Annotated in this window: 25 protein-coding genes; 11 read left to right on the top strand and 14 right to left on the bottom strand. The window is 71.4% G+C overall.

The annotated features are described in order from the left end of the window. Position 1 precedes the first annotated feature (1 nt). The 5 genes from thiS (at position 2) to ACYQ8Q_RS13090 (ending at position 4,722) form a co-directional block, all read left to right on the top strand. Positions 2-202 (top strand): sulfur carrier protein ThiS, encoded by a 201-nt coding sequence (gene thiS / locus ACYQ8Q_RS13070; RefSeq protein WP_460073288.1) that lies wholly within the window; start codon positions 2-4, stop codon positions 200-202. 5 nt (positions 203-207) lie between these two features. Continuing rightward, on the top strand, positions 208-1,002 hold the full coding sequence (locus ACYQ8Q_RS13075; RefSeq protein WP_460064647.1) for a thiazole synthase: 795 nt from the start codon (positions 208-210) through the stop codon (positions 1,000-1,002). A 273-nt stretch (positions 1,003-1,275) separates the two neighbouring features. After that, a complete protein-coding gene (pknB, locus tag ACYQ8Q_RS13080; protein ID WP_460064649.1) occupies positions 1,276-3,213 on the top strand; it encodes a Stk1 family PASTA domain-containing Ser/Thr kinase in 1,938 nt (645 codons plus the stop codon). 34 nt (positions 3,214-3,247) lie between these two features. After that, positions 3,248-4,138, top strand: a complete 891-nt coding sequence (locus tag ACYQ8Q_RS13085; protein WP_460064650.1) for a deoxyribonuclease IV — start codon at positions 3,248-3,250, stop codon at positions 4,136-4,138. Between the two features lie 95 nt (positions 4,139-4,233). After that, on the top strand, positions 4,234-4,722 hold the full coding sequence (locus ACYQ8Q_RS13090) for a DUF4396 domain-containing protein (RefSeq protein WP_460064652.1): 489 nt from the start codon (positions 4,234-4,236) through the stop codon (positions 4,720-4,722). Positions 4,723-4,725: 3 nt separating this feature from the next. On the opposite strand, the gene ACYQ8Q_RS13095 is transcribed toward ACYQ8Q_RS13090, so the two are convergent. Further along, positions 4,726-5,358, bottom strand: coding sequence for a sulfite oxidase-like oxidoreductase (locus tag ACYQ8Q_RS13095; RefSeq protein WP_460064654.1), 633 nt, complete (start codon positions 5,356-5,358; stop codon positions 4,726-4,728). A gap of 175 nt (positions 5,359-5,533) precedes the next feature. Here ACYQ8Q_RS13095 and bfr point away from each other — a divergent pair, with 175 nt between their 5' ends. Continuing rightward, positions 5,534-6,013, top strand: a complete 480-nt coding sequence (bfr, locus tag ACYQ8Q_RS13100; protein ID WP_055637255.1) for a bacterioferritin — start codon at positions 5,534-5,536, stop codon at positions 6,011-6,013. On the opposite strand, the gene ACYQ8Q_RS13105 is transcribed toward bfr, so the two are convergent. Further along, complete coding sequence (locus tag ACYQ8Q_RS13105) at positions 6,010-6,270, bottom strand: (2Fe-2S)-binding protein (RefSeq protein WP_460064656.1); 261 nt, start codon at positions 6,268-6,270, stop codon at positions 6,010-6,012. The genes bfr and ACYQ8Q_RS13105 overlap by 4 nt on opposite strands. Positions 6,271-6,393: 123 nt before the next feature. Then, positions 6,394-7,746, bottom strand: a complete 1,353-nt coding sequence (locus tag ACYQ8Q_RS13110) for a class II 3-deoxy-7-phosphoheptulonate synthase (RefSeq protein WP_067245155.1) — start codon at positions 7,744-7,746, stop codon at positions 6,394-6,396. A gap of 97 nt (positions 7,747-7,843) precedes the next feature. On the opposite strand from ACYQ8Q_RS13110, the gene ACYQ8Q_RS13115 reads away from it, so the two are divergent. Continuing rightward, positions 7,844-7,900 (top strand): trp operon leader peptide, encoded by a 57-nt coding sequence (locus tag ACYQ8Q_RS13115; protein ID WP_460073290.1) that lies wholly within the window; start codon positions 7,844-7,846, stop codon positions 7,898-7,900. 98 nt (positions 7,901-7,998) lie between these two features. After that, positions 7,999-9,852: an anthranilate synthase family protein gene (locus ACYQ8Q_RS13120; protein ID WP_460064658.1), complete on the top strand. Its 1,854-nt coding sequence runs from the start codon at positions 7,999-8,001 to the stop codon at positions 9,850-9,852. A gap of 28 nt (positions 9,853-9,880) precedes the next feature. Here the strand turns inward: ACYQ8Q_RS13120 and ACYQ8Q_RS13125 are convergent, their stop codons facing one another. The 3 genes from ACYQ8Q_RS13125 to ACYQ8Q_RS13135 are packed head-to-tail and all read right to left on the bottom strand — an operon-like array spanning position 9,881 to position 12,573. Continuing rightward, the gene (locus ACYQ8Q_RS13125) at positions 9,881-10,528 is read right to left on the bottom strand and encodes a response regulator (RefSeq protein WP_460073292.1); all 648 of its coding nucleotides are present in this window, start codon (positions 10,526-10,528) and stop codon (positions 9,881-9,883) included. A gap of 11 nt (positions 10,529-10,539) precedes the next feature. Continuing rightward, positions 10,540-11,766 (bottom strand): MacS family sensor histidine kinase, encoded by a 1,227-nt coding sequence (macS, locus tag ACYQ8Q_RS13130; RefSeq protein WP_460064659.1) that lies wholly within the window; start codon positions 11,764-11,766, stop codon positions 10,540-10,542. A 48-nt stretch (positions 11,767-11,814) separates the two neighbouring features. Beyond that, entirely contained in the window at positions 11,815-12,573 is a 759-nt protein-coding gene (locus tag ACYQ8Q_RS13135; protein WP_460064661.1) for a lysophospholipid acyltransferase family protein, read from the bottom strand. A gap of 158 nt (positions 12,574-12,731) precedes the next feature. Between ACYQ8Q_RS13135 and ACYQ8Q_RS13140 the strand changes: the two genes are divergently transcribed. Both ACYQ8Q_RS13140 and ACYQ8Q_RS13145 read left to right on the top strand, forming a co-directional pair. Continuing rightward, complete coding sequence (locus ACYQ8Q_RS13140) at positions 12,732-13,511, top strand: alpha/beta hydrolase (RefSeq protein ID WP_460064662.1); 780 nt, start codon at positions 12,732-12,734, stop codon at positions 13,509-13,511. Then, positions 13,504-14,130, top strand: coding sequence for a hypothetical protein (locus ACYQ8Q_RS13145; protein ID WP_460064664.1), 627 nt, complete (start codon positions 13,504-13,506; stop codon positions 14,128-14,130). The genes ACYQ8Q_RS13140 and ACYQ8Q_RS13145 overlap by 8 nt, the downstream gene beginning before the upstream one ends. A 4-nt stretch (positions 14,131-14,134) precedes the next feature. On the opposite strand, the gene ACYQ8Q_RS13150 is transcribed toward ACYQ8Q_RS13145, so the two are convergent. From ACYQ8Q_RS13150 to ACYQ8Q_RS13175, 6 genes are all read right to left on the bottom strand, one after another. Then, on the bottom strand, positions 14,135-14,881 hold the full coding sequence (locus tag ACYQ8Q_RS13150) for an endonuclease/exonuclease/phosphatase family protein (RefSeq protein ID WP_460064666.1): 747 nt from the start codon (positions 14,879-14,881) through the stop codon (positions 14,135-14,137). A gap of 127 nt (positions 14,882-15,008) precedes the next feature. After that, positions 15,009-15,962 (bottom strand): ROK family glucokinase, encoded by a 954-nt coding sequence (locus tag ACYQ8Q_RS13155; RefSeq protein ID WP_055631459.1) that lies wholly within the window; start codon positions 15,960-15,962, stop codon positions 15,009-15,011. 119 nt (positions 15,963-16,081) lie between these two features. After that, positions 16,082-16,582, bottom strand: a complete 501-nt coding sequence (locus ACYQ8Q_RS13160) for a DUF5304 family protein (protein WP_460064668.1) — start codon at positions 16,580-16,582, stop codon at positions 16,082-16,084. 100 nt (positions 16,583-16,682) lie between these two features. Next, on the bottom strand, positions 16,683-17,849 hold the full coding sequence (locus tag ACYQ8Q_RS13165; protein ID WP_460064670.1) for an ArsA family ATPase: 1,167 nt from the start codon (positions 17,847-17,849) through the stop codon (positions 16,683-16,685). Between the two features lie 50 nt (positions 17,850-17,899). Next, positions 17,900-18,340 (bottom strand): SRPBCC family protein, encoded by a 441-nt coding sequence (locus tag ACYQ8Q_RS13170; RefSeq protein ID WP_055631456.1) that lies wholly within the window; start codon positions 18,338-18,340, stop codon positions 17,900-17,902. 114 nt (positions 18,341-18,454) lie between these two features. Beyond that, positions 18,455-19,210: a metallophosphoesterase family protein gene (locus tag ACYQ8Q_RS13175; protein WP_460073294.1), complete on the bottom strand. Its 756-nt coding sequence runs from the start codon at positions 19,208-19,210 to the stop codon at positions 18,455-18,457. Positions 19,211-19,546: 336 nt separating this feature from the next. On the opposite strand from ACYQ8Q_RS13175, the gene ACYQ8Q_RS13180 reads away from it, so the two are divergent. Then, positions 19,547-21,343 (top strand): AMP-dependent synthetase/ligase, encoded by a 1,797-nt coding sequence (locus ACYQ8Q_RS13180; protein WP_460064673.1) that lies wholly within the window; start codon positions 19,547-19,549, stop codon positions 21,341-21,343. A gap of 17 nt (positions 21,344-21,360) precedes the next feature. Here the strand turns inward: ACYQ8Q_RS13180 and ACYQ8Q_RS13185 are convergent, their stop codons facing one another. Together ACYQ8Q_RS13185 and ACYQ8Q_RS13190 are read right to left on the bottom strand one after the other, a co-directional pair. Next, entirely contained in the window at positions 21,361-22,977 is a 1,617-nt protein-coding gene (locus tag ACYQ8Q_RS13185) for a GMC oxidoreductase (RefSeq protein WP_460073295.1), read from the bottom strand. A 68-nt stretch (positions 22,978-23,045) separates the two neighbouring features. Next, the gene (locus ACYQ8Q_RS13190; RefSeq protein WP_460064675.1) at positions 23,046-24,188 is read right to left on the bottom strand and encodes a glycosyltransferase family 4 protein; all 1,143 of its coding nucleotides are present in this window, start codon (positions 24,186-24,188) and stop codon (positions 23,046-23,048) included. Between the last annotated feature and the right edge of the window lie 41 nt (positions 24,189-24,229).

Below are 24,229 nucleotides of genomic sequence, written 5' to 3' on the forward strand. Positions count from 1 at the left end.
GGTGAACATCTCGGTGAACGGGGAGCGGCAGGCGGTCGCTCCCGGTACGGCCCTCGACAGCGTCGTACGGTCCCTGACGGCGGCGCCCTCCGGGGTGGCGGCCGCGCTGAACGAGACGGTCGTCCCGCGCACGGAGTGGTCGGCGACGGCGCTCCGCGAGGGCGACCGGGTGGAAGTCCTGACCGCCGTGCAGGGAGGGTGAGCGCCGTGGCCGACGACCCGTTCCTCCTCGGTGGTACGTCCTTCTCGTCCCGTTTGATCATGGGTACGGGGGGTGCGCCGAGCCTGGAGGTGCTGGAGAGGGCGCTGGTGGCGTCCGGGACCGAGCTGACGACGGTGGCGATGCGGAGGGTGGACCCCGGTGTACGGGGCTCCGTGCTGTCGGTGCTCCGGCGGCTCGGCATCCGGGTGCTGCCCAACACGGCGGGGTGCTTCACGGCCGGGGAGGCGGTGCTGACGGCGCGGCTGGCGCGGGAGGCGCTCGGGACGTCGCTGGTGAAGCTGGAGGTCATCGCCGACGAGCGGACGCTGCTGCCGGATCCGGTGGAGCTGCTGGAGGCGGCGGAGACGCTGGTGGACGACGGGTTCACGGTGCTGCCGTACACGAACGACGATCCGGTGCTGGCGCGGAAGCTGGAGGACGTGGGGTGTGCGGCGGTGATGCCGCTGGGGTCGCCGATCGGGTCGGGGCTCGGGATCCGCAACCCGCACAACTTCCAGCTGATCGTGGAGCGGGCGGGGGTGCCGGTGATTCTGGACGCGGGGGCCGGGACGGCGTCCGATGTGGCGTTGGCGATGGAGTTGGGGTGTGCGGGGGTGATGCTGGCGTCGGCGGTGACGCGGTCGCCGGATCCTGAGCGGATGGCGTCGGCCATGCGGGCCGGTGTCGAAGCGGGGCGGTTGGCCCGGCTGGCGGGGCGTATCCCCCGCCGCTACTTCGCGGAGGCGTCCTCCCCCACGGAGGGTCTGGCCGCCCTGGACCCGGAACGCCCCGCCTTCTGACCCGCCCCTCCCCCACCCCCGCACCACCCGTTTCCAGTAGGCCAAGAGCCGACCCGACCCGAGGGGGCCACCCACCATCGGCGGCCGCCCCTCACCCACCCCCACCTCCGCACACTCCTCCCGACGCCCCTCACGCCCGCCCCGCAGGCCCGCGCCCCCGCACACCCCACACCCCCACCCCCGCCTCGCAGGGTGCGTCACAGGTCGGCTGCAGTCGTGCTCCGAATGGGTGGGTGGGGGTGGGGTGTCGGTCGTGGCTCGTAGACTCGCTGCGTGGACACGACCCTTCAGGACCCTCTGGTCGGGCAGGTGCTCGACGGGCGGTATCGCATCGACGCGCGGATCGCCGTGGGCGGGATGGCCACGGTCTACCGGGCCGTGGACACCCGCCTCGACCGTGTGCTCGCCCTCAAGGTGATGCATCCGGCGCTCGCGGCCGACGGGTCCTTCGTCGAGCGGTTCATCCGGGAGGCCAAGTCCGTCGCACGGCTCGCCCACCCCAACGTCGTACAGGTGTTCGACCAGGGGACGGACGGGTCGTATGTGTATCTCGCGATGGAGTACATCGCCGGCTGCACCTTGCGGGACGTGCTGCGGGAGCGCGGCGCGCTCCAGCCGAGGGCCGCGCTCGACATCCTGGAGCCGGTGCTCGCCGCGCTCGGCGCCGCGCACCGCGCCGGGTTCGTGCACCGGGACATGAAGCCCGAGAACGTGTTGATAGGGGACGACGGGCGGGTCAAGGTCGCGGACTTCGGGCTCGTGCGGTCCGTGGACACGGTGACCAGCACCACCGGCGCCGTGCTCGGGACCGTCGCCTACCTCGCGCCCGAGCAGATCGAGACGCCCGGCGCCGCCGACCCCCGGGTCGACGTGTACGCGTGCGGTGTCGTGCTCTACGAGATGCTCACCGGGGAGAAGCCGCACGACGGGGACTCCCCCGCGATCGTGCTCTACAAGCATCTCCACGAGAACGTACCGCCGCCCTCCGCCGAGGTCCCCGGCCTGCCGCTCGCGCTGGACGAACTGGTCGCCTCGGCCACCGCCCGCACCCGGGAGATCCGGCCGCAGGACGCGGTCGCGCTGCTCGGCCAGGTGCGGGACGCCCGCGCCGGGCTGACCGAGGACCAGCTCGACGCCGTGCCCCCGCAGGCGGTGTCCGCCGCCCATGACAACGCCGAGGACCGGACGAGCGTGATCCCGCGCTCGCTGACCGTGCCCCGGCCGCTGCCGGTCAACGAGGAGGAGGGGTTCGGCCCGGACGAGGTCAACCGGACCTCCCGGTTCCAGAGCCCCCCTCCGCTGCCTCCCCGTCGGCGCGGGGCGCGGCCCCGGCGCGGGCTGCTCGCCCTCGTCACCGTCGTGCTGCTGGTGATCGGCGTCGGCGCCGGCGTCTGGTACATCAATTCCGGGCAGTTCACCAAGGTGCCGGCGGTGCTCACGCAGTCGCGGGCGAAGGCGGAGCAGCGGCTGGAGTCCGCCGGACTCGAGGTGGGCGCGGTCAAGCACGCCTACAGCGACACCGTCAGACGCGGCACCGTGATCAGCACGGACCCGGAGCCGGGCACCCGGATCCGCAAGCACGACTCGGTCACGCTCACCGTCTCCGACGGCCCGCAGACGGTGAAGGTGCCGGATGTGACGGGGTCCCGGCTGGACAAGGCCAAGGGGCTGCTGACGTCGGACGGGCTGGAGCCGGGGCAGGTCACCCAGGAGTTCAGCGACGATGTGATCAAGGGCTTCGTGATCAGCACCTCGCCCGAGGCGGGCACGGAGCGGCGGGCGGGCTCGGCGGTCTCGATCGTCGTCAGCAAGGGCAGCGCGATCGACGTCCCGGACGTCACCGGCGAGGATCTGGACGACGCGAAGGCCGAGCTGGAGGAGGCCGGTCTGACGGTGGAGGTCTCCGCCGAACAGGTCACGTCCGAGTTCGACAAGGGGCAGGTCGCGGCGCAGACCCCGGAGGCGGACAGCCAGGCCGCCGACGGCGACACGGTGACGCTGACGCTGTCCAAGGGCCCGGAGATGGTCGAGGTCCCGGACGTGGTCGGGGACAGCGTCGACGACGCGAAGACGGCGCTCGAACAGGCCGGATTCGAGGTCAAGGAGGACCGCGGGCTGCTCGGGCTGTTCGGTGACACGGTGAAGAAGCAGTCGGTGGACGGCGGCGACACCGCACCCAAGGGGTCGACGATCACGATCACCATCCGGTGACCGGGTCCGGGGCACCGCATGACACCCTGAACGGGTGAGTCAGCCATCCCGCCCAGCAGCGCCCTTCCCCTCCCGCAACCCCGTCGGCGGTCATGTCCCCGTGGCCGGCGGACTGCACTCCGTGGGCCTGTCGTACGCCCGTGACCTCAAGGCCGAGACGGTCCAGGTGTTCGTCGCCAACCCGCGCGGCTGGGCCACCCCGGTGGGCAACCCCGCGCAGGACGAGGCGTTCCGGGAGGCGTGCGCCGCGGAGTCGCTCCCGGCGTACGTGCACGCGCCGTACCTGATCAACTTCGGGTCGCACACCGAGGCGACGGTGGAGCGGTCGGTGGAGTCGCTGCGGCACTCGCTGCGCCGGGGGCGGGCGATCGGCGCGCTCGGGGTGGTCGTGCACACGGGGAGCGCGACGGGCGGGCGGGAGCGGTCCGTGGCGCTGAAGCAGGTGCGGGAGCACCTGCTGCCGCTGCTGGACGAGCTGACCCACGACGACGACCCGTTCCTGCTGCTGGAGTCCACCGCCGGGCAGGGCTCCTCGCTCTGCTCCCGCACCTGGGACTTCGGGCCGTACTTCGAGGCACTGGACGCGCATCCCCGGCTCGGCGTCTGCCTGGACACCTGCCACATCTTCGCCGCGGGGCACGATCTGACCGGCCCGTCGGGGATGCACGAGACGCTGGACCTGCTGGTGGACACCGTCGGCGAGGGCCGGCTCAAGCTGATCCACGCCAACGACTCCAAGGACGTGGTCGGCGCCCACAAGGACCGGCACGAGAACATCGGCGCCGGGCACATCGGCGAGGACCCGTTCCGCGCGCTGATGACCCACCCGGCGACGGAGGGCGTCCCGCTGATCATCGAGACGCCCGGCGGCAAGGAGGGCCATGCGACGGACGTGGAACGGCTGAAGAAACTCCGGGACGCGTAGCACGTTCAGGAATACCCCAGGGGGGTATACGGTTCCTTGAGGTGAGCGACTCAGGCGAGCGACTCAGGAACCGTCATCCGGCATTGGGGGCACCCATGGAGCACGAGACGCACACCGCGCACGTCCACCACACCGCGGCACCGGCCGCCGCCACCTGGGCCATGGCCGCCCAGGCCACCCTGCACTGCCTCACCGGCTGCGCCATCGGCGAGGTGCTCGGCATGGTCGTGGGCACCGCACTGGGCTGGGGCAATCTGCCGACCACGGTGCTGGCGATCGTCCTGGCCTTCTTCTTCGGCTACTCGTTCACCCTGCGCGGGGTGCTGCGGGCCGGCCTCGGCTTCCGTGCCGCGCTGCGGGTGGCGCTGGCCGCGGACACGCTGTCGATCGCGGTGATGGAGCTGATCGACAACGGTGTGATCGTACTGTGGCCCGACGCGATGGACGCTACCCTGTCCGACGTCCTGTTCTGGGCCTCGCTCGCGATCTCGCTGGTCATCGCCTTCGTGGTGACCGTGCCGGTCAACAAGTGGATGATCGGGCGCGGCAAGGGTCATGCGGTGGTGCACCAGTACCACCACTGAGGCTCAGAGCTCGGGGCCGTCCCCCGGTTCCTCCTGGTAGGAGTAGCGCTGCTCCTTCCAGGGGTCGCCGATGTTGTGGTAGCCGCGCTCCTCCCAGAAGCCCCGGCGGTCGGCGGTCATGTACTCGACGCCGCGGACCCACTTGGGCCCCTTCCAGGCGTAGAGGTGGGGCACGACGAGCCGGACGGGGAAGCCGTGCTCGGCGGTGAGGAGTTCGCCGTCCTTGTGGGTGGCGAAGATCGTGCGCTCGGCGGCGAAGTCCTCCAGGCGCAGATTGGAGCTGAAGCCGTACTCCGCCCACACCATCACATGGGTGACGTCGGCGGCGGGCGGGGCGATCTCCAGGACGGTCCGGGCCGGGACCCCGCCCCACTCGGCGCCGAGCATGCTGAACTTGGTCACGCAGTGCAGATCGGCCACGACGGTCGCGTACGGGAGGGCGGTGAACTCCTCGTGGTTCCAGCAGCGCTTCTCACCGTCGGCGGTGCCGCCGAAGACCCGGAACTCCCAGCGCTCGGGCCGGAACTTGGGGACCGGCCCGTAGTGGGTGACCGGCCAGCCGCGCTGCAGTCGCTGTCCCGGCGGAAGCTCGGACGCTGCTGCTTCTCCAGATTCGCGCTCCACCGGCTGACCCATGTCCCCATCCTGACAGACCCGACACAGTGCACATGACCTGCCATGTCCCGAATCGGGCAACACCGACTAAGCATGCACTAACTTACTAAGTACGCACTTACTGGACGATCTTTCCCACCGGTGCAATCATGCGGCGGCAACCTCCCCGACTCCCCAGGTGGAAGGAGCCTCTGCGATGCAGGGCGACCCCGAGGTCATCGAGTTCCTGAACGAGCAGCTCACCGGTGAGCTCACCGCGATCAACCAGTACTTCCTCCACGCCAAGATGCAGGAGAACTTCGGCTGGACGAAGCTCGCGAAGTACACGCGGCACGAGTCCTTCGACGAGATGAAGCACGCGGAGGTGCTCACCGACCGGATCCTGTTCCTCGAGGGCCTGCCGAACTACCAGCGGCTGTTCCATGTGCGGGTGGGCCAGACCGTCAAGGAGATGTTCGAGGCCGACCGCCAGATCGAGGTCGAGGCGATCGACCGCCTCAAGCGCGGGATCAAGGTGATGCGCGAGAAGGGCGACATCACCTCGGCGAACATCTTCGAGTCGATCCTCGAGGACGAGGAGCACCACATCGACTACCTCGACACCCAGCTGGAGCTGGTGGAGAAGCTCGGTGACGCCCTGTACATCGCGCAGCTGATCGAACAGCCCGAGAGCTAGGCGGCTTCTTCCAGTCCGTCCAGTCCGTCCAGTCCGTCCAGTCCGTCCAGCGAGGACAGGACCGGCCGGCCCTGGTCGGCGAGCTCCCGGCGCGGGCAGGTGCCCCGGCCGAGGATCGCCTGGATCCGGCGGACGCACGAACCGCAGTCGGTGCCGGCCTTGCAGGCGGAGGCTATCTGGCGGGGTGTGCAGGCACCGTCGTCCGCGTGCTGCTGGACCTGCGCTTCAGTCACTCCGAAGCAGCTGCAGACGTACACGCGGATTCACCTCCCGCCGAGATCAATAAGGATAACCTAACCTTACCCGGCACTCGGTGACGGCAAAAGTGGAGTGGGGCGCGGATCGTATGTGATCCGCGCCCCACTCCACTGACCGGAGGGTCACTGGTCGCGGTACATCTCCGCGACGAGGAACGCCAGGTCGAGGGACTGGCTGCGGTTCAGCCGCGGGTCGCAGGCCGTCTCGTAGCGCTGGTGGAGGTCGTCGACGAAGATCTCGTCGCCGCCGCCCACGCACTCGGTGACATCGTCACCGGTGAGCTCGACATGGATGCCGCCCGGGTGGGTGCCGAGGCCCTTGTGGACCTCGAAGAAGCCCTTGACCTCGTCGAGCACGTCGTCGAAGCGGCGGGTCTTGTGGCCGGAGGCCGCCTCGAAGGTGTTGCCGTGCATCGGGTCGGTCACCCAGGCCACCACCGCGCCGGACGCGGTGACCTTCTCGACCAGCTCGGGCAGCTTGTCGCGGACCTTGTCGGCGCCCATGCGGACGATGAAGGTCAGCCGGCCGGGCTCACGGTCGGGGTCGAGGCGCTCGATGTACTGGAGCGCCTCCTCGGCCGTGGTCGTCGGGCCGAGCTTGATGCCGATCGGGTTGCGGATCTTCGAGGCGAACTCGATGTGCGCGTGGTCCAGCTGCCGGGTGCGCTCACCGATCCACACCATGTGCCCGGAGACGTCGTACAGCTGCCCGGTGCGGGAGTCGACCCGGGTCAGGGCCGCCTCGTAGTCCAGCAGCAGCGCCTCGTGCGAGGAGTAGAACTCGACCGTCTTGAACTCCTCCGGGTCGGTCCCGCAGGCCCGCATGAAGTTCAGCGCGTTGTCGATCTCGCGCGCCAGCTGCTCGTAGCGCTGGCCGGAGGGGGAGGACTTCACGAAGTCCTGGTTCCAGGCGTGCACCTGGCGCAGGTCGGCGTAACCGCCGGTGGTGAAGGCGCGCACCAGGTTCAGCGTGGAGGCCGAGGCGTGGTACATGCGCTTCAGCCGCTCGGGGTCCGGGATCCGGGCGGCCTCGTTGAAGTCGAAGCCGTTGACCGAGTCGCCGCGGTACGTCGGCAGGGTCACGCCGTCGCGGGTCTCGGTGCCCTTGGAGCGCGGCTTGGAGTACTGGCCGGCGATCCGGCCCACCTTCACCACGGGGACGGACGCGGCGTACGTCAGCACGGCGCCCATCTGGAGCAGGGTCTTCAGCTTGTTGCGGATGTGGTCGGCCGACACCGCGTCGAATGCCTCGGCGCAGTCGCCGCCCTGGAGGAGGAACGCCTCTCCCTTGGCGACGGCCGCCATCCGGGCGCGCAGCTGGTCGCACTCGCCCGCGAAGACGAGCGGCGGATACGACTCCAGCTCCGCAACGACTGCGCGCAGAGCCTCGGTGTCGGGGTACTCGGGCTGCTGCGCCGCGGGCAGGTCTCGCCAGGTGTTGCCAGCGCTCGCGCTGGTCTTAGCGTTCACGGTCACGCCCTCAACATTACGGGGTCGTGTCGAGTCCTTTTCGCCCCGGCTCGACAGGTGAGACGCCCCCGCGCTCAGGTGGGCGTGGGGTAGGGTGCGGCACATGTTCGCGCACTCGACCCAGAACTGGTGGTGGACCGTCCTCCCGGCGGCCCACTGACTGCGCGTACACACGACGTCGCGAAGGCCGCCCGAGGGGCGGCCTTCGGCGTTTCCGGGGTCCGTTCCTCTCCCACCTCCCCACCTTGCAGAGGAACCATGGACCTGACACAGCTGTCCCACGACGACCGCCCCTTCGCCCTGCTGCGCCGCCGCACCCCCGGCCACGACGAGCAGACCGTGGAGGTGCTGGTCGGCCCGGTCACCACGTACGACCGGCTGGCCGACCTCCCGGACGAGGGCCTCGCGCTCGTCCCCTTCCGCCAGATCCGGGAGCGCGGCTTCGACGTCCGCGACGACGGCACCCCGCTCGCCGTCCTCACCCCCGAGGAGCGCCACGCCCTCCCGCTCGCCGAGGCGCTCGCCCAGCTCCCGGCGCACGAGGTGCGGGTCGAGGGCGGGGGCTTCGACGTCACCGACGAGGAGTACTCCTCGATCGTCGGGCGGGTGCTGCGCGAGGAGATCGGACGCGGCGAGGGCGCGAACTTCGTGATCCGGCGGACGTACGAGGGTGGGATCGCCGGGTTCGGCAGGGCGGACGCCCTCGCGCTGTTCCGGCGGCTGCTGGAGGGCGAGCGGGGCGCGTACTGGACGTTCGTGGTGCACACCGGGGACCGCACGCTGGTGGGCGCGAGCCCGGAGGTGCATGTGCGGATGTCCGGCGGGACGGTCGTGATGAACCCGATCAGCGGGACGTACCGCTATCCCGCCGAAGGGCCCACCCCGGAGCATCTGCTCGGCTTCCTCGCCGACGGCAAGGAGATCGAGGAGCTGTCGATGGTGGTCGACGAGGAGCTCAAGATGATGTGCACCGTCGGCGACATGGGCGGGGTGGTCGTGGGGCCCCGGCTGAAGGAGATGGCGCATCTCGCGCACACCGAGTACGAGTTGCGCGGGAGGTCCTCGCTGGACGTGCGGGAGGTGCTGAGGGAGACCATGTTCGCGGCGACGGTCACCGGGTCGCCGGTGCAGAACGCCTGCCGGGTCATCGAGCGGCACGAGGTCGGGGGGCGGGGCTACTACGCGGGGGCGCTGGCGCTGCTGGGCCGGGACTCCGGCGGGGCGCAGACCCTCGACTCCCCCATCCTCATCCGGACCGCCGACATCGACGCGGCGGGACGGCTGCGGGTGCCGGTCGGCGCCACGCTCGTCCGGGGGTCCGACCCGGCGGGCGAGGTCGCCGAGACGCATGCGAAGGCGGCGGGCGTGCTGGCGGCGCTCGGCGTACGGCCGGGCCGGCCCGCGCAGGAGCGGACGCGTCCCCGGCTCGCGGACGATCCCCGGGTACGGGCCGCGCTGGACGGGCGGCGCTCGTCGCTGGCGCCGTTCTGGCTGCGGATGCAGGAGCGCACGCAGGACCTCACCGGTCATGCGCTGGTCGTGGACGGGGAGGACACGTTCACGGCGATGCTCGCGCACGTGCTGCGCTCCGGCGGCCTGGAGGTGTCCGTCCGGCGCTACGACGAGCCCGGGCTGCGCGAGACGGTGACGGCGCACGAGGGGCCGGTGGTGCTGGGCCCCGGTCCCGGTGACCCGGCCGATCTCGGCGACCCGAAGATGCGCTTTTTGCGGGAGCTGACCGCGCGGGTGCTGCGGGAGCACCGGCACGGGGTGCTGGGGGTCTGCCTCGGCCACGAGCTGATCGCGGCGGAGCTGGGGCTGGACATCGTCCGCAAGGAGGTGCCGTACCAGGGGGCGCAGACCGTGGTGGACCTGTTCGGGCGGGAGGAGACCGTCGGGTTCTACAACAGCTTCGTGGCCCGGTGCGACGACGCGAGGGCGCAGGAGCTGGCCGGGCGGGGCGTCGAGGTGAGCCGGGCCCCGAACGCGGAGGTGCACGCCGTACGGGGTCCCGGGTTCGCGGGGGTGCAGTTCCACCCGGAGTCGGTGCTGACGGTGAACGGGGCTGCGATCGTGCGGGAGTTGATGAGGTCGTTGCGACCGGTCGGCTAGCCGGACGACATGCCCGCCTCCGCGAGCCTCACTCGTCGTCGAGACCCCGCTCGATCGCGTACCGGACCAGCTCCACCCGGTTGTGCAGCTGGAGCTTGCCGAGGGTGTTCTGGACGTGGTTCTGCACCGTGCGGTGGGAGATGACGAGGCGTTCGGCGATCTGCTTGTAGCTGAGCCCCTTGGCGACCAGCCGCAGCACCTCGGTCTCCCGGTCCGTCAGCCGCGGCGCGTCCGGCTCGTCCGGGCCGGAGGCGGGACCGGGGTCGGAGGCCAGCCGGCGGTACTCGCCGAGGACCAGTCCGGCGAGGCCGGGCGTGAACACCGGGTCGCCGACCGCGGTTCGGCGCACCGCGTCCAGGAGTTCCTCGGTGGACGCCGACTTCAGCAGATAGCCGGTCGCACCGGACTTGACCGCCTCCAGGACGTCGGCGTGCTCACCGCTCGCGGAGAGCACCAGGACGCGCAGCGCGGGGTTCGCGGCGACGACCTCCTTGCACACCTGGACACCGGGCTTGGCCGGCAGGTTGAGGTCCAGGACGAGCACGTCCGGCACGGCGGCCTTGGCACGCCGCACGGCCTGTTCGCCGTCGCCGGCGGTGGCGACCACGTCGAAGCCCGACTCGGCGAGGTCCCGGGCGACCGCGTCGCGCCACATCGGATGGTCGTCGACCACCATGACCTTGATGCTCATCGCCTGCTGTCCTTCCCCGCCACGGCCTTCGGCACGGTCAACTCCACTTCGGTGCCCTGTCCGGGCGTCGAGATCAGCTCGGCGCGGCCGCCGAGGTCGCGCAGCCGGCCCCGGATCGACTGGGCGACCCCGAGCCGCCCCTCGCCCTCGGCCTGGGCGAGCCGCCCCTCGGGGATGCCCGGCCCGTCGTCCCGCACGGTGACGATCACCTCGCCGGGTTCGTCCTCCACCAGGATCCAGGCGCGGGCGTCCTCGCCCGCGTGGCGGCGCACGTTGTCCAGGGCGGCGCCCACCGCGGCGGCCAGCTCGCGGGCGGCGGCCGGCTCCAGCAGCACCGGCGCGCCCGGCTCCGCGAGGGCGACCTTCGCGGCGGCGTACGGCGCGAGCAGCGTGCGCAGATCGACCGGTCCGCCGCTCTCCGCCGGCTCCTCGGGCACCTCCACCAGGCGTACGACGGCCCCCTCGGCCAGGTCCTCCGACACCCGGGAGACCGGTACGAGCCCGCCGGAGACCAGGGTGCGCAGCGCGACCTCCTGCTCACCGGCCAGTCGGCCCAGCTCGGCCGCCTCGCCGCCGAGGACCGCGCCGCGCCGCTGCACCATGGCCAGCACCTGGAGCACCCCGTCGTGGATGTCCCGGGCGAGCCGCTCCCGCTCCCTGGTCGCGGCCTCGATCTCCAGGGCGCGGGCGAGGGTGCGCTCGGAGGCGCGGGCGACCTCGACGACGTACCCGATGGCGAGGGAGGCGACCCAGACGAGGATCACGTTGTGGACGGTGTCGTGGGCCGGGTGGCCGCGCTCGATCAGGTTGGCGACGGCCACGGGCGTGGAGGCGAACGCCGCCCAGCGCCAGCCGCCCTTGATGGCGAAGGCGAGCACCGAGCCCGCCGTCCATATCGAGGGCAGGGTGGGGCCGCCGTCCTGGATGTGCTGGTCACTGACCACGAACGGGGTGAGGACGATGCCGGTGAGCGCGACGGCGAGGTCGACGGCGAGGAAACGCTTGGTGCAGGCCGCCGCGTTCTGCACCCGGGGCAGGGTCGCGAGCGTCCAGACGAACAGGACGGCGAAGTAGGCGATGGCGACGCCGGGGCGGTCGTAGTCGTCGTAGGCGGTGGCGAACAGGCCGACCGCGTACAGCATCGTCAGGACCCGGTAGCCGGAGAGCGCGCGCCACAGCGGCAGCTCCACCGACATCCTCATGACTCTCTCGCGCCTGGCCATCCGTCCAGTCCCCCCGCCCCCGGAGCGTCCCCTGCTGCTCTTGTTCCGCTACTGCTGCTGTTCCTTCTTGGCCTGGTCCTTCTCGGCCTGTGCGAGCGCCGCCCGCGCGGCCTTCCCGGCCTCCCTGCCGGCCTTGGCCGCCTCCGCGATCTGCCGTTTGGCGGCGGTCGCGTAGATGTCGACGTACTCCTGGCCGGAGAGCTTCATGATCTCGTACATCACCTCGTCCGTCAGTGCCCGCAGCACGAAACGGTCGTGGTCCATGCCCTCGTAGCGGCTGAAGTCCAGCGGCGCGCCGATCCGGATGCCGGGCCGCATGACCTTGGGCATCACCTTGCCCGGCGGCTGGATCTTCTCCGTGTCGATCATGGCGACGGGGATGACGGGCGCGCCGGTGGCGAGCGCCACGCGCGCGAGGCCGCCCGGCTTGCCGCGGTAGAGGCGGCCGTCGGGCGAGCGGGTGCCCTCGGGGTAGATGCCGAACAGCTCACCGCGCTCCAGCACGTCTATGCCGCTCTTGATCGCGGCCTCCCCCGCGCCGCGCGCGCCGGAGCGGTCCACCGGGAGCTGGCCGACGCCCTTGAAGAAGGCGGCCGTGAGCCTGCCCTTGAGGCCGGGCGTGGTGAAGTACTCGGCCTTGGCGATGAACGTGACCTTGCGGTCCAGGACCGCGGGCAGGAAGAACGAGTCCGAGAAGGACAGGTGGTTGCTCGCCAGGATCGCGGGGCCCTCGGCGGGAATGTTCTCGAGGCCTTCAACCCAGGGCCTGAAGGTGACCTTCAGTGGTCCCCCGATAGCGACCTTCATCGCGCCGTACAACAACCCAGTGCCTCCTGTATGTGTCCTCAGACCTTAACCCGGAGCGGCGGCAAAGGCTCCGACGGCCCTGGTCGGTGTCAGTGGGGTCGCGTACCGTGAACCTCACGTCCCTCTCATGCAGAACAGACGAAGACAGGAGACCGAAGGTGCCGGTCCTTCCTGGAGCCGAGCCGTACCGCCACGAGGGCGGGGAGGTCGGGGTCCTCCTCTGCCACGGCTTCACCGGTTCCCCTCAGTCCTTGCGCCCCTGGGCCCGGTATCTGGCCGGCCGGGGTCTCACCGTGTCGGTGCCCCTGCTGCCGGGGCACGGCACCCGCTGGGAGGACATGGCCCTCACCGGCGGCCCCGACTGGTACGCGGAGGTGGACCGCGAGCTGCGCGCCCTGCGCGAGCGGTGCTCCCGGGTGTTCGTGGCCGGACTGTCCATGGGCGGCGCGCTGGCGCTGCGGCTGGCGGCGAAGCACGGCGCGGGCGTCGAGGGCCTGATCGTGGTCAACCCGGCGAACAAGGTGCACGGGCTGTCGGCGTACGCCCTCCCGGTGGCCCACCACTTCGTGCGCTCCACGAAGGGGATCGCGAGCGACATCGCGAAGGAGGGGACCGTCGAGACCGGGTACGACCGGGTGCCGCTGCGCGCGGCGCACTCGCTGCGGATCCTGCTGCGGCAGATCGACGGGGAGCTTCCGCAGGTCACACAGCCGCTGCTGCTGCTGCGCAGCGTCCAGGACCATGTGGTCCCAGCGGCCGACCCGGCCCGGGTGCTCAGCCGGGTCTCGTCCACGGACGTGACCGAGATCCTCCTGGAACAGAGCTACCACGTGGCAACGTTGGACCACGATGCGGACCGGATCTTCGAGGAGAGCTACGCGTTCATCGCCCGGATCGCGCCCAGTGTCGGCAAGGAAGGGACGGCCGTAGGTGGCTGAGCACGACTCCGACCGCGAGGACCGGGAGAACCGGGACGAGCGGGAGGGCCTGGACGGCCAGGATGCCCGTCGGGGCCAGGAGCCGGAGGAGCAGAACGTGCCCTTCGACGAGGACGCCGCGTGGGCGGCGATCGTCGCGGGGTACGGGGACGAACCGCCGGACCCGCCGGGGGCCAAGCCGTTCAAGTCGATCGAGGACCTGGCCCTGCTGGAGACCCGGACGAACGAGGACGAACCCCGTGACTCCGGGGAGGAACAGGAGCCGAAACCGGCCAAGCCGCTCGGCAGCTCCGTCTCGTTCGCGCCCGGTGTCGGCCCGCGCGACTACAGCGCGCCGGAACCGGCCGAGGAGGACTTCGACGAGGAGGACGAGGGGCACTTCGTGCCGCCGGAGCCGCCGCCGTTGCCGGCCGCCGACACCACGGCCAAGTTCGCCTGGCTCGGGGTGGTCGGCGGGCCGCTGCTGCTGTTGCTGGCGGTGCTGCTGGGCTGGGACATGACGTGGTGGCTGACGACGGTCTGCGTCGGCGGCTTCCTCGGCGGCTTCGCCACGCTGGTGGTGCGGATGCGACCGGACGACGAGGACGACGGGGATCCCGGCCGGGGGGCCGTGGTCTGAGGTTTCAGGAAGCGGGGATTCTGAGGGCGGCCAGGACCGGGAGGTGGTCCGTGGCCGCCCTCAGGTCGTTCCCGGTGACGCCGGGGAGGTCGCGGGGGACGCCGCAGCCGAGGACCTCCACGCCCTCGGTGGCGAAGATGCCGTCGATACGGCGGTCGGGGGCGGCGGCGGGGAAGGTGTGCTCGGCGCCCCAGGGCGCGGTGGTGCGGCAGTCGCTCAGGGCGTCGGCGAGACGGCTGAAGGCGGGGCCGTCGGGCCGCTCGTTGATGTCGCCGCCGGCGATCGCGTGGTCCACGCCCAGTCCGGCGAGGCGGTCGAGGAGCATGCCGCTCTGGTCGTACCGCTCGTCCTTGTGGAGGCTGAGGTGGCAGCTGATCACACCGAGGCGGGCGCCGGCGAGTCGTACGACGGCCGTGGCGAGGCCTCGGCGGTGCCGGCCGGGGATGAGGGGGAGCAGGACGTCCTCCGTGCGTTCCACGGTGGCGCGGAGGGAACACAGGACGGCCGGGCCCGCTGCCGTGCCGCCGCCGGTGAGGATCACCAGGTCGGTGGCGGCGGCGAGGCGGGCGAGTTTCTTGCGCCAGCGGAAGAAGAGCGGTGATTCCTGGAGGAGGACCAGGTCGGGGGCGCAGGCGGTGATGATGCGGGCGAGGGCGGCGGTGTCGTCGCGCATCGAGCGGATGTTGTAGCTCAGGACCCTGACGACGGCCGAACCGTCGGGCTCGGTGCGGGAGTTGGGGAGCTGCGGCATGGTGGTCAATTTACGCCCCATGAGGTGGAGCGCGAGGAATGTGCGCGACCGCCGGATCGTCGTGGCTTGTCGCGCAGTTCCCCGCGCCCCTGGGTGGGCCCCGTGGCCCCTGCGCAGGAAGTGACCGCTACATGATGGGATCCGGCTCTCTCGCCAGGTCCGCCGCGCCGACCAGGCCCGCCTTGTTGCCCAGCTGGGCGGCGATCACATCGGCGACCGGGCGCCAGTTGCCGCCCACCAGCCAGCGCTTGTACGACTTACGGATCGGGTCGAGGACCAGTTCGCCCTCGTCGGAGAGGCCGCCGCCGACGATGAAGGCGGAGGGGTCGAAGAGGGAGGCGAGGTCGGCGAGGCCGGCGCCGGCCCAACGGGCCAGTTCACGGTAGGAGTCGACGGCGACCGGGTCGCCCTGGCGGGCGGCCATGGAGATGTGCTTGCCCTCGATGCCCTCGGGGGAGCCGTCGCCGAGGGCGAGCAGGATCTCGGCGTTCTCCGGGGTGGCGTTGGCGCGCTGCTTGGCGTACCGCACGAGGGCGCGGCCGGAGGCGTACTGCTCCCAGCAGCCCTGCGAACCGCAGCCGCACAGCAGGCCGTCCGGGACCATCCGGATGTGGCCGAACTCGGCGGCGACGCCGAAGTGGCCGCGGCGCAGCTTGTTGCCGATGATGATGCCGCCGCCGAGGCCGGTGCCGAGCGTGATGCAGATGACGTTGCGGTGGCCCTTGCCCGCGCCGAACTTGTACTCGCCCCAGGCGGCCGCGTTGGCGTCGTTCTCGACGACGACCGGGAGGCCCACGCGGGCCTCGACGTCGTCCTTGAGCGGTTCCTGGCGCCAGTCGATGTTGGGCGCGAAGTAGACGGTGGAACGCTGCCGGTTGACGTAACCGGCGGCTCCGATGCCCACACCGACGATCTCGTGGCCCGCGCGGGCGCCCTCCACGGCCGAGGCGATGGCGTCCACGATGGCCTCGGGCGTGGTGGGGGTCGGCACCTTGAAGGTCGAGAGGATGTTGCCTTCCTCGTCGACCACGCCGGCCGCGATCTTCGTGCCGCCGATGTCGACGCCGATGGTGAGTCCCATGAATCCCTCAGTTTCGGTCGAGCCCCGCTACGGCCAACGGTACCCGAGCCGCTGTTCCCGGATTCCCGTCGTCCGCCGGGCGGACAGGCGCCCCGGGGCTTCCTCGAGGGTCCGCGCGGTCAGTCGAGGTCGATGCGCTGTCCCGGGCCGGTGTCCTCGCCGCCGTCGCGGGGGTCGTCGCGCGGGTCGTCCTTCAGGTCGCGGTCGGGGCTCGTCCAGCGCTGTTCCTGGTGCTGGACGGCGGAGCGGTAGGCGGCGAGGAGTTCGCCGCCGGCCGCCGCGAGGTGGTCGAAGACATCGGGGTTGCGCTCGATGACGGGTTCGACGGCGGCCTTGGCCTGCTGGACGACCTGGCGGACCACCTGCTGGGCGGCGCCGCCCGCGACCGCGCCGAGCAGCGGGGACTGGATGCCGGAGAGCTTGTCGGCGACGGTCTCGACGAGCCTGCGCAGTTCCTCGGCTGCCGTGCCCTCCGGTCGGCCCTGTCCGGCCCGGCGGCGGGCCTTCTCGCGGGCCAGGTCCTCGGCACAGGCGGTGGCCCAGGCGTCTGCGTCGGTCGCGCGGGGCTCCTCGGCGGCCTCGTCCCGGGCGGCGTCGGGCGTGGGGCGCTCTTCGCTCATGACGGACTCCTGATGGCTTCTGCTGTCCTGCTGCTGTCCTGACGGGACGACGCCGATGACGGTCGCCCCTCTCGACGTTACCCGAACGGGGGTACGCCGTTCACCGTCCCTGCGGCCACAGGCCGGGATCCGGCGCGAACCGGATGCGCAGCTCGCCGTCGCGCAGGGCGGCGCCCTCCACGGTGCAGCGGCGCAGGGCCGAGGGCAGCGGGACGATCCGGCGGAAGGGTCCGGCGGCGAGGACGAGTTCGTCGCCGCGCCGGATGAGGTCCAGCTCGTCGCGCAGGGCGCCGGGCAGCGGGAGGTGCCAGACGAGGACGCCGTCCTCGGCGAGGCGGTCGGCGACGGCCCACTCGACCGGGGAGGCGGCCGTGTTGACGGGGGGCACGGCGAGCGCCGTGAGGTCGTCGGCGCCGCGCGGGTCGTGGCCCAGGTGGGCGACGGTCCGCGCCGCGCCCTCCCACTCCCCGAGGGCCTTGCGCTGCTGGCCGACCAGCCGGCCGAGCCAGCCGTCGTCGGCCGCGGCCTCCGGCAGGACCCGGTTGGCGACGAGCGACTCGACGGGCAGGGCGCGCAGGGCGAGGCCGAGGCGGGCGTCCCGGACGGCGTCGGCCCCGGCGGGGCCGGGTTCGGCGACGAGCCGTACGGCGGTGCGGCGGTCGGCGAGGACCGCCTCCACGGCGGCCAGCTCCAGGTCCCAGCGGCCGGTGGTCTCGTACAGCCACTCGGCGGGCATGGGCACCCCGGCGAGCCGTCCGAGGACGGGCCGCAGCGCACGGGCGGCCTGGCGCTCCGGCGGCAGCAGCCGGCGCAGATAGCGGCGCAGTTCCTCGGGGAGCGCGAGCAGCGCCAGGGCCTGGGCGGTGGGCGGCAGGTCGACGACGAGCAGCTCGTGCGCCTCGGCGAGGGCGGCGTCCCGCAGGGCCCGCAGCAGGGTCAGCTCCTCGGCCCCGGGGAGCGGGGTGACCTCCTCGGTGTCCAGGCGGGCGGCCCCGAGCAGATCGAGCACGGTGGAGGCGCGGTCCTGGAATCCGGCGAGGTCGTCGCGGAACCCGGTGGTGGCGTCGGGCCGCCAGGCGGTGAGGTGCGACAGGACCCGCACCGGCTCGCCGCCGGTCGCGACGCCGAGGGCGGCCCCGAGGCTGTCGCCCCGGTCGGCGCTGAGGACGAGGGTCCGCACGCCGGCGCGGGCGGCGTCCAGCGCGGTGGCGGCCGCGACGGTCGTACGCCCGCTGCCGCCGGGTCCGATGATCAAGAGGGTGCGCATGAGGAGGAACGCTAACCGAGACGCGCTTTAAGCCTGCTTACCGGTTGAGCCTACTTACCGGACTCGACCCGCTTCTTCAGACCGGCCAGCGCCCGGTCGATGATGACCTTCTCGGCCTTGCGCTTGATCATCCCCAGCATCGGGATCTTGACGTCGACGGTCAGCTGGTAGGTGACCTCGGTGGCGCCCGCCCCGGCCGGCTTGAGGAGGTACGACCCGTCGAGCTGGCGGAGCATCTGGGACTTCACCAGCGTCCAGGACACCTCGTGCTCCCCGGTCCAGGTGTAGCCCAGCACCTGGTCGTCCTTGATCGCGCCGGCGTCCATGACGAGCCGCACCTGCTCGGCGCGCCCCTGGCCGTCCTCCTTGAGGACCTCCGCCTGCTTCACCTCGCCGGTCCAGTCGGGGTAGCGGGCGAAGTCCGCGATCACGGCCATGACGTCGGCCGGTGCCGCCTCGATCGTGATGCTCGAGCTGGTGTGTTCCGCCATCGCCGTGACTCCTCCGGATACGGGCCCGTAAAGGTACGTGTGTGCAGCGTGAAGGCTACCGCGCGCCCGACCTGCCGCCTTCACCCCACCTCGTGATCAGGTCACCGGCCCTCGTCACCACTCCAGCGCCCAGGGCTTCCCGCTCCCCGCGAAGTGTCCGACGTTGACGCATTCGGTGGCGCCGATCCGCATCCGGCGGGCCAGCGGCTGGTGGACGTGTCCGAAGAGGGAGTACCGGGGGCGGGTGCGGTGGATCGCGTCCAGCAGGGCGCGGCTGCCGCGTTCGAAGCGGCGCGCGACGGTGTCGTAGACGAGTTCGGGCACCTCGGGCGGGATGTGGGTGCAGAGCACGTCGACCTCGCCGACGGCCTCGATCTTCGCGGCGTACTCCTCGTCGCTGATCTCGTACGGCGTGCGCATGGCCGTGCGGAGCCCGCCGCCGACGAAGCCGAAGACCCGGCCGCCGATCTCCACCCGTTCGCCGTCCAGGACGGTGGTGCCGGGGCCGGCGAACTCGTGCCAGAGCTGGGGCATGTCGACGTTGCCGTAGGTGGCGTACGTCGGGGTCGGGAAGGCGGTGAACAGCTCGGCGTACTGCTTGCGCACGGCCTTCTCGATGACGGCGGCCCGGTCGCCGTCGACGCCGGCCCACAGCCGCCGGCCGAGTTCGCGGGCCTCCTCGAAGCGGCGGGCGGTGCGCAGCTCGACGATCCGGTCGGCGTTCTCGACGCCGAAGAGGTCGGGGAAGATCCCGCGGGAGTGGTCGGCGTAGTCGAGGAAGAGGACGAGGTCGCCCAGACAGACCAGCGCGTCCGCACCCTCTCCGGCCCGGGCCAGGTCACGGGCGTTGCCGTGCACGTCACTGACCACGTGGATGCGTGTCCTGCGGTTACCGGCGGGTGTGGAGGCCATGACGATCAAGAGTAGGCGTGTGCGGCATAAGTGAACAGTGCCGACGGAAATAGCGGTTACTGGCCAGTCAGTAAAGGGGTGGACTACTGTGCGCGAGGAAACACCAATCTGTGTGACGCAGCGAACATCTCGTCGGACCCCCCTGTCGAAGACGCCATACCGGCGGGTAACGTCCGGGCAGTCCAGTCGTGCTCAGGATTTCAACCATCGATGTCCGAGCACCTCCCGAGCCGTGGACGGCACCGTCGCATCACACAACGTCGTGGCGCCGGCGCCCTATGAGGAGCAGCAGTCTTGCGCGAGTTCAGCCTTCCGGCTTTGTACGAGGTCCCCGCGGACGGCAATCTGACCGACATCGTCCGCAGAAACGCCGCGCAGCACCCCGATGTGGCCGTCATCGCCCGCAAGGTGGACGGCGCCTGGCAGGACGTGACCGCGACGGCCTTCCTGGCCGAGGTGAACGCCGCCGCCAAGGGCCTCATCGCCTCCGGTGTGCAGCCGGGGGACCGGGTCGCCCTGATGTCGCGCACCCGCTACGAGTGGACGCTGCTGGACTTCGCGATCTGGTGCGCGGGCGCGGTCACCGTGCCGGTGTACGAGACCAGCTCGCCGGAGCAGGTGCAGTGGATCCTCTCCGACTCGGGCGCCACCGCGATGATCGTCGAGCTGGACGCGCACACGGCCGCCGTGGAGTCGGTGCGCGACACCCTGTCGGCGCTGAAGCACGTCTGGCAGATCGAGGGCGGGGGTGTGGAGGAGCTCGGGCGGCTCGGCCAGGGCGTCTCCGACGGCACCGTCGAGGAGCGCGGCTCGCTCGCCAAGGCGGACGACCCGGCGACCATCGTCTACACCTCGGGCACGACCGGCCGGCCCAAGGGCTGTGTGCTCACCCACCGCAGCTTCTTCGCCGAGTGCGGGAACGTGGTGGAGCGGCTGCGGCCGCTGTTCCGCACGGGCGAGTGCAGTGTGCTGCTCTTCCTGCCGCTCGCGCACGTGTTCGGCCGACTGGTGCAGATCGCCCCGATGATGGCGCCGATCAAGCTGGGCACGGTCCCGGACATCAAGAACCTCACCGACGAGCTGGCCGCCTTCCGGCCGACGCTGATCCTCGGTGTGCCGCGTGTCTTCGAGAAGGTCTACAACTCGGCCCGGGCCAAGGCGCAGGCGGACGGCAAGGGCGCGATCTTCGACAAGGCGGCGGACACGGCGATCGCGTACAGCCGGGCGCTGGACCTGCCCTCGGGGCCGTCCCTCGGGCTGAAGATCAAGCACAAGGTGTTCGACCGGCTCGTCTACAGCAAGCTGCGGGCGGTGCTGGGCGGCCGGGGCGAGTACGCGATCTCGGGCGGCGCGCCGCTCGGTGAGCGGCTCGGTCACTTCTTCCGCGGCATCGGCTTCACCGTCCTGGAAGGCTACGGTCTGACGGAGTCCTGCGCGGCGACCGCGTTCAACCCCTGGGACCGGCAGAAGATCGGCACGGTCGGGCAGCCGCTGCCGGGCTCGGTGGTGCGGATCGCCGACGACGGCGAGGTGCTGCTGCACGGCGAGCACCTGTTCAAGGAGTACTGGAACAACCCCACGGCGACCGCCGAGGCGCTGGCGGACGGCTGGTTCCACACCGGTGACGTGGGCACCCTCGACGAGGACGGCTACCTCAGGATCACCGGCCGCAAGAAGGAGATCATCGTCACCGCGGGCGGCAAGAACGTCGCCCCGGCCGTGATCGAGGACCGGATCCGGGCGCACGCGCTGGTCGCGGAGTGCATGGTGGTGGGCGACGGGCGGCCGTTCGTGGGCGCGCTGGTCACGGTCGACGAGGAGTTCCTGGGCCGCTGGGCCGCCGAGCACGGCAAGCCGGCGGGGTCCACCGCGGCGTCGCTCCACCAGGACCCGGACCTGCTGGCCGCGATCCAGTCGGCGGTCGACGACGGCAACGCCGCGGTGTCGAAGGCGGAATCGGTGCGGAAGTTCCGCATTCTCTCCTCCCAGTTCACGGAGGACTCGGGCCATCTGACGCCGTCGCTCAAGCTCAAGCGCAACGTCGTGGCGAAGGACTTCGCGGCGGAGATCGAGGCGATCTACGCCAAGTAGTCACGCGAGCGGCACGATCATGGCGCGGCGTCCTCGGCGAGGACCCGCGCCATCGTGCGTTCGGCGAGCGCGGTGATGGTGACGAACGGGTTGACGCCGATGTTGCCCGGCACCAGCGAGCCGTCGGTGACGTAGAGCCTGGAATATCCCTTCACGCGCCCGTAGTTGTCGGTGGACCTGCCCAGCACACAGCCGCCGAGCGGGTGGTAGGTGAAGTCGTCGGCGAAGATCTTGCTGGACGAGCCGAAGAGGTCGTACCGGTAGATCGTCGCGTTGGCGGAGTTGATCCGGTCGAAGAGCTTCTTCGCCATGCTCACCGAGACCGCGCTCTGGGCGGCGCTCCAGCTCAGCTTGAGCGCGCCGTTGGTCCAGGAGAAGGCGGCCCGTTCGGGGTTCTTGGTGATCGCCAGATAGAGGCTGACCCAGTGCTCCAGGCCGGTGGGCAGCGGGGCGATCTCGGCGAAGACGGGGTTGTCGGCGTTGGCCCAGTCGTCGATGCCCATGACCGGCATGGTCGACTGGTTGGCGCCGACCGTGTCCCACAGGTGGTTGGCCCGGCCGAGCATCACGTTGCCGTTGGTGCCCCAGCCGGTGCCGACGCTGGCGTCCAGCGCCGGGAGCGCGCCCGTCTGCCGTGCCCGGACCAGGAGTTCGCTGGTGCCGAGGCTGCCCGCGCCGAGGAACAGATAGGTGCAGCCGTACTGCTTGGTCTCGACGACGGCGCCGGTGTCGTCGATGCGCTGGACGGTCAGCAGCCAGGTGCCGTCGCTCGCCCGGCTGATCGCGGTGACCTTCTCCATGGTGTGGATGGTGACGTTGCCGGTGCCGAGGGCGGAGGCCAGATAGGTCTTGTCGAGGCTCTTCTTGCCGTAGTTGTTGCCGTAGATGACCTCCTGTCCGAGGGCGGACTTCGTGGCGGTCCCGGCGGCCTCGCGCTGCATGTAGCCGAAGTCGTAGACGCTGGGCACGAAGGTGGTCTTCAGACCGGTGTTGGCGGCGGCCTTCCGGGAGGTGCGGCTGAACTGGTACCACTCGGTCGACTCGAACCAGGCGGGGTCGATCGTGTTGACGCCGAGCATGGCGCGGGCCCGCGGGTAGTAGGTGCTGTACATCTCGGTGACGTCGACGGTCGGGAACTGCTCGGCGAAGTAGGACTGGAGCGGGGTGACCGCCATCGAGCCGTTGACCAGGGAGCCGCCACCGACCCCGCGGCCCACGAAGACGGACATGTTGTCGAAGTGCACCCGGTCCAGGACGCCGGGGTAGGGGCTGATGTCCTTGTTGACGACGTCCAGCCAGAGGAAGGTGGCCAGCGGCGCCTCGGTGCGGGTCTTGAACCACATGGAGCGCTGGTCGGGGCTGGCGGTGTTGCAGAAGATCTTGCCGTCGGCGCCGGCGGTGTTCCAGAGCCGGCCCATCTCGAGGACGAGCGTGCGGATGCCGGCCTGGCCGAGGCGCAGGGCGGCGACGGCGGCTCCGTAGCCGGAGCCGATGACGATCGCGGGCGCGGACTCGACCGCGGCGGGCTCGTCCGCGCGGGCCGACTGCAGGCCGATGCGGGTGAAGCCGAGGGTGGCCGCCGTCTGGAGGGCGGCCATACCAAGGATTTGACGTCTCGTCAGCTGACGCTGCATCAGTTTGGCTGTCATGTGCGCAGCATCAGCGGATTTCCGCCGTCCGGCTAGAGCAAAAGGCGAAAAGTCTAGAGCAAGGTTTTCAGCCGCTCCGCGAGCAGGTCCCAGCGCCACTTCTCCTCCACCCAGCGCCGCCCCCGCTCCCCCATGCGACGGCGCAGCTCGGCGTCCCCGAGGAGGGCGACGATCCGCTCGGCGGCCTCGGCCGGGGAGCCGCCCCGCACGACCCAGCCCGTCTCCCCGTCGAGCACCGCGTCGGGCGCCCCGCCGGAGTCCCCGGCGACGACGGGCAGCCCGGTGGCGGACGCCTCCAGGTAGACGATCCCGAGGCCCTCGACGTCCAGTCCGCCCCGCCGGGTCCGGCAGGGCATCGCGAAGACGTCCCCGGCGCCGTAGTGCGCGGGCAGTTCGCTCCAGGGCACCGCCCCGGTGAACCGCACGGAGGCGCCGACCCCGGTCTCCCGGGCCAGCCGGCGCAGGTCCTTCTCGTACGGCCCACCGCCGACGATCAGCAGGACGGCGTCCGGCACGGCGGCCAGGATCCGGGGCAGGGCGAGGATCAGTGTGTCCTGGCCCTTGCGCGGCACCAGCCGCGAGACGCACACGACCACCGGCCGGTCGGTCAGCCCGAGCCGGGCCCGCACCTCGTCGCCGCCCGAGCCGGGGTGGAAGGTCTTCTCGTCGACGCCCGGCGGCAGCTGCACCATCCGCCCGGCCGCCGCCGGGCTCAGCGCCGTCGCTATCCGCGAGCGGGTGTACTCGCCCAGATAGGTGATCGTGTCGGTGGCGTCCCCGATCCGGCCCAGCAGCTGCCGGGCCGCGGGCAGCTGCGCCCAGCCGGCCTCGTGCCCGTGCGTGGTGGCGATCAGCCGCTCGGCGCCGGCCCGGCGCAGCGCGGGCGCCATCAGCCCGAGCGGCGCGGCGGCCCCGAACCACACCGAGGTGCACCCGTGCTCCCGCAGCAGCCCGACCGCCCGCCGGGTCGCCCCGGGCGTGGGCAGCAGCATCGTCGTGGAGTCCCGTACGACGGTGAAGGGCTGCTCGGCGTCGAAGGCGGCGGTCGCCTCGGCACCCTCCCGGCCCCGCTTCCAGGTGGAGGCGTACACGACGAGCCGGTCGGGGTCGAGCCGGAGCGCCATGTTGTGCAGGAACGCCTGGATACCACCGGGACGGGGCGGAAAGTCGTTCGTCACGATCAGGGTCTTGTGCATCGGGGCCGACCCTATCCAAACCCCGCCCGCCGGCCCCGTCC

It is taken from the genome of Streptomyces sp. YKOK-I1, from assembly GCF_054660435.1.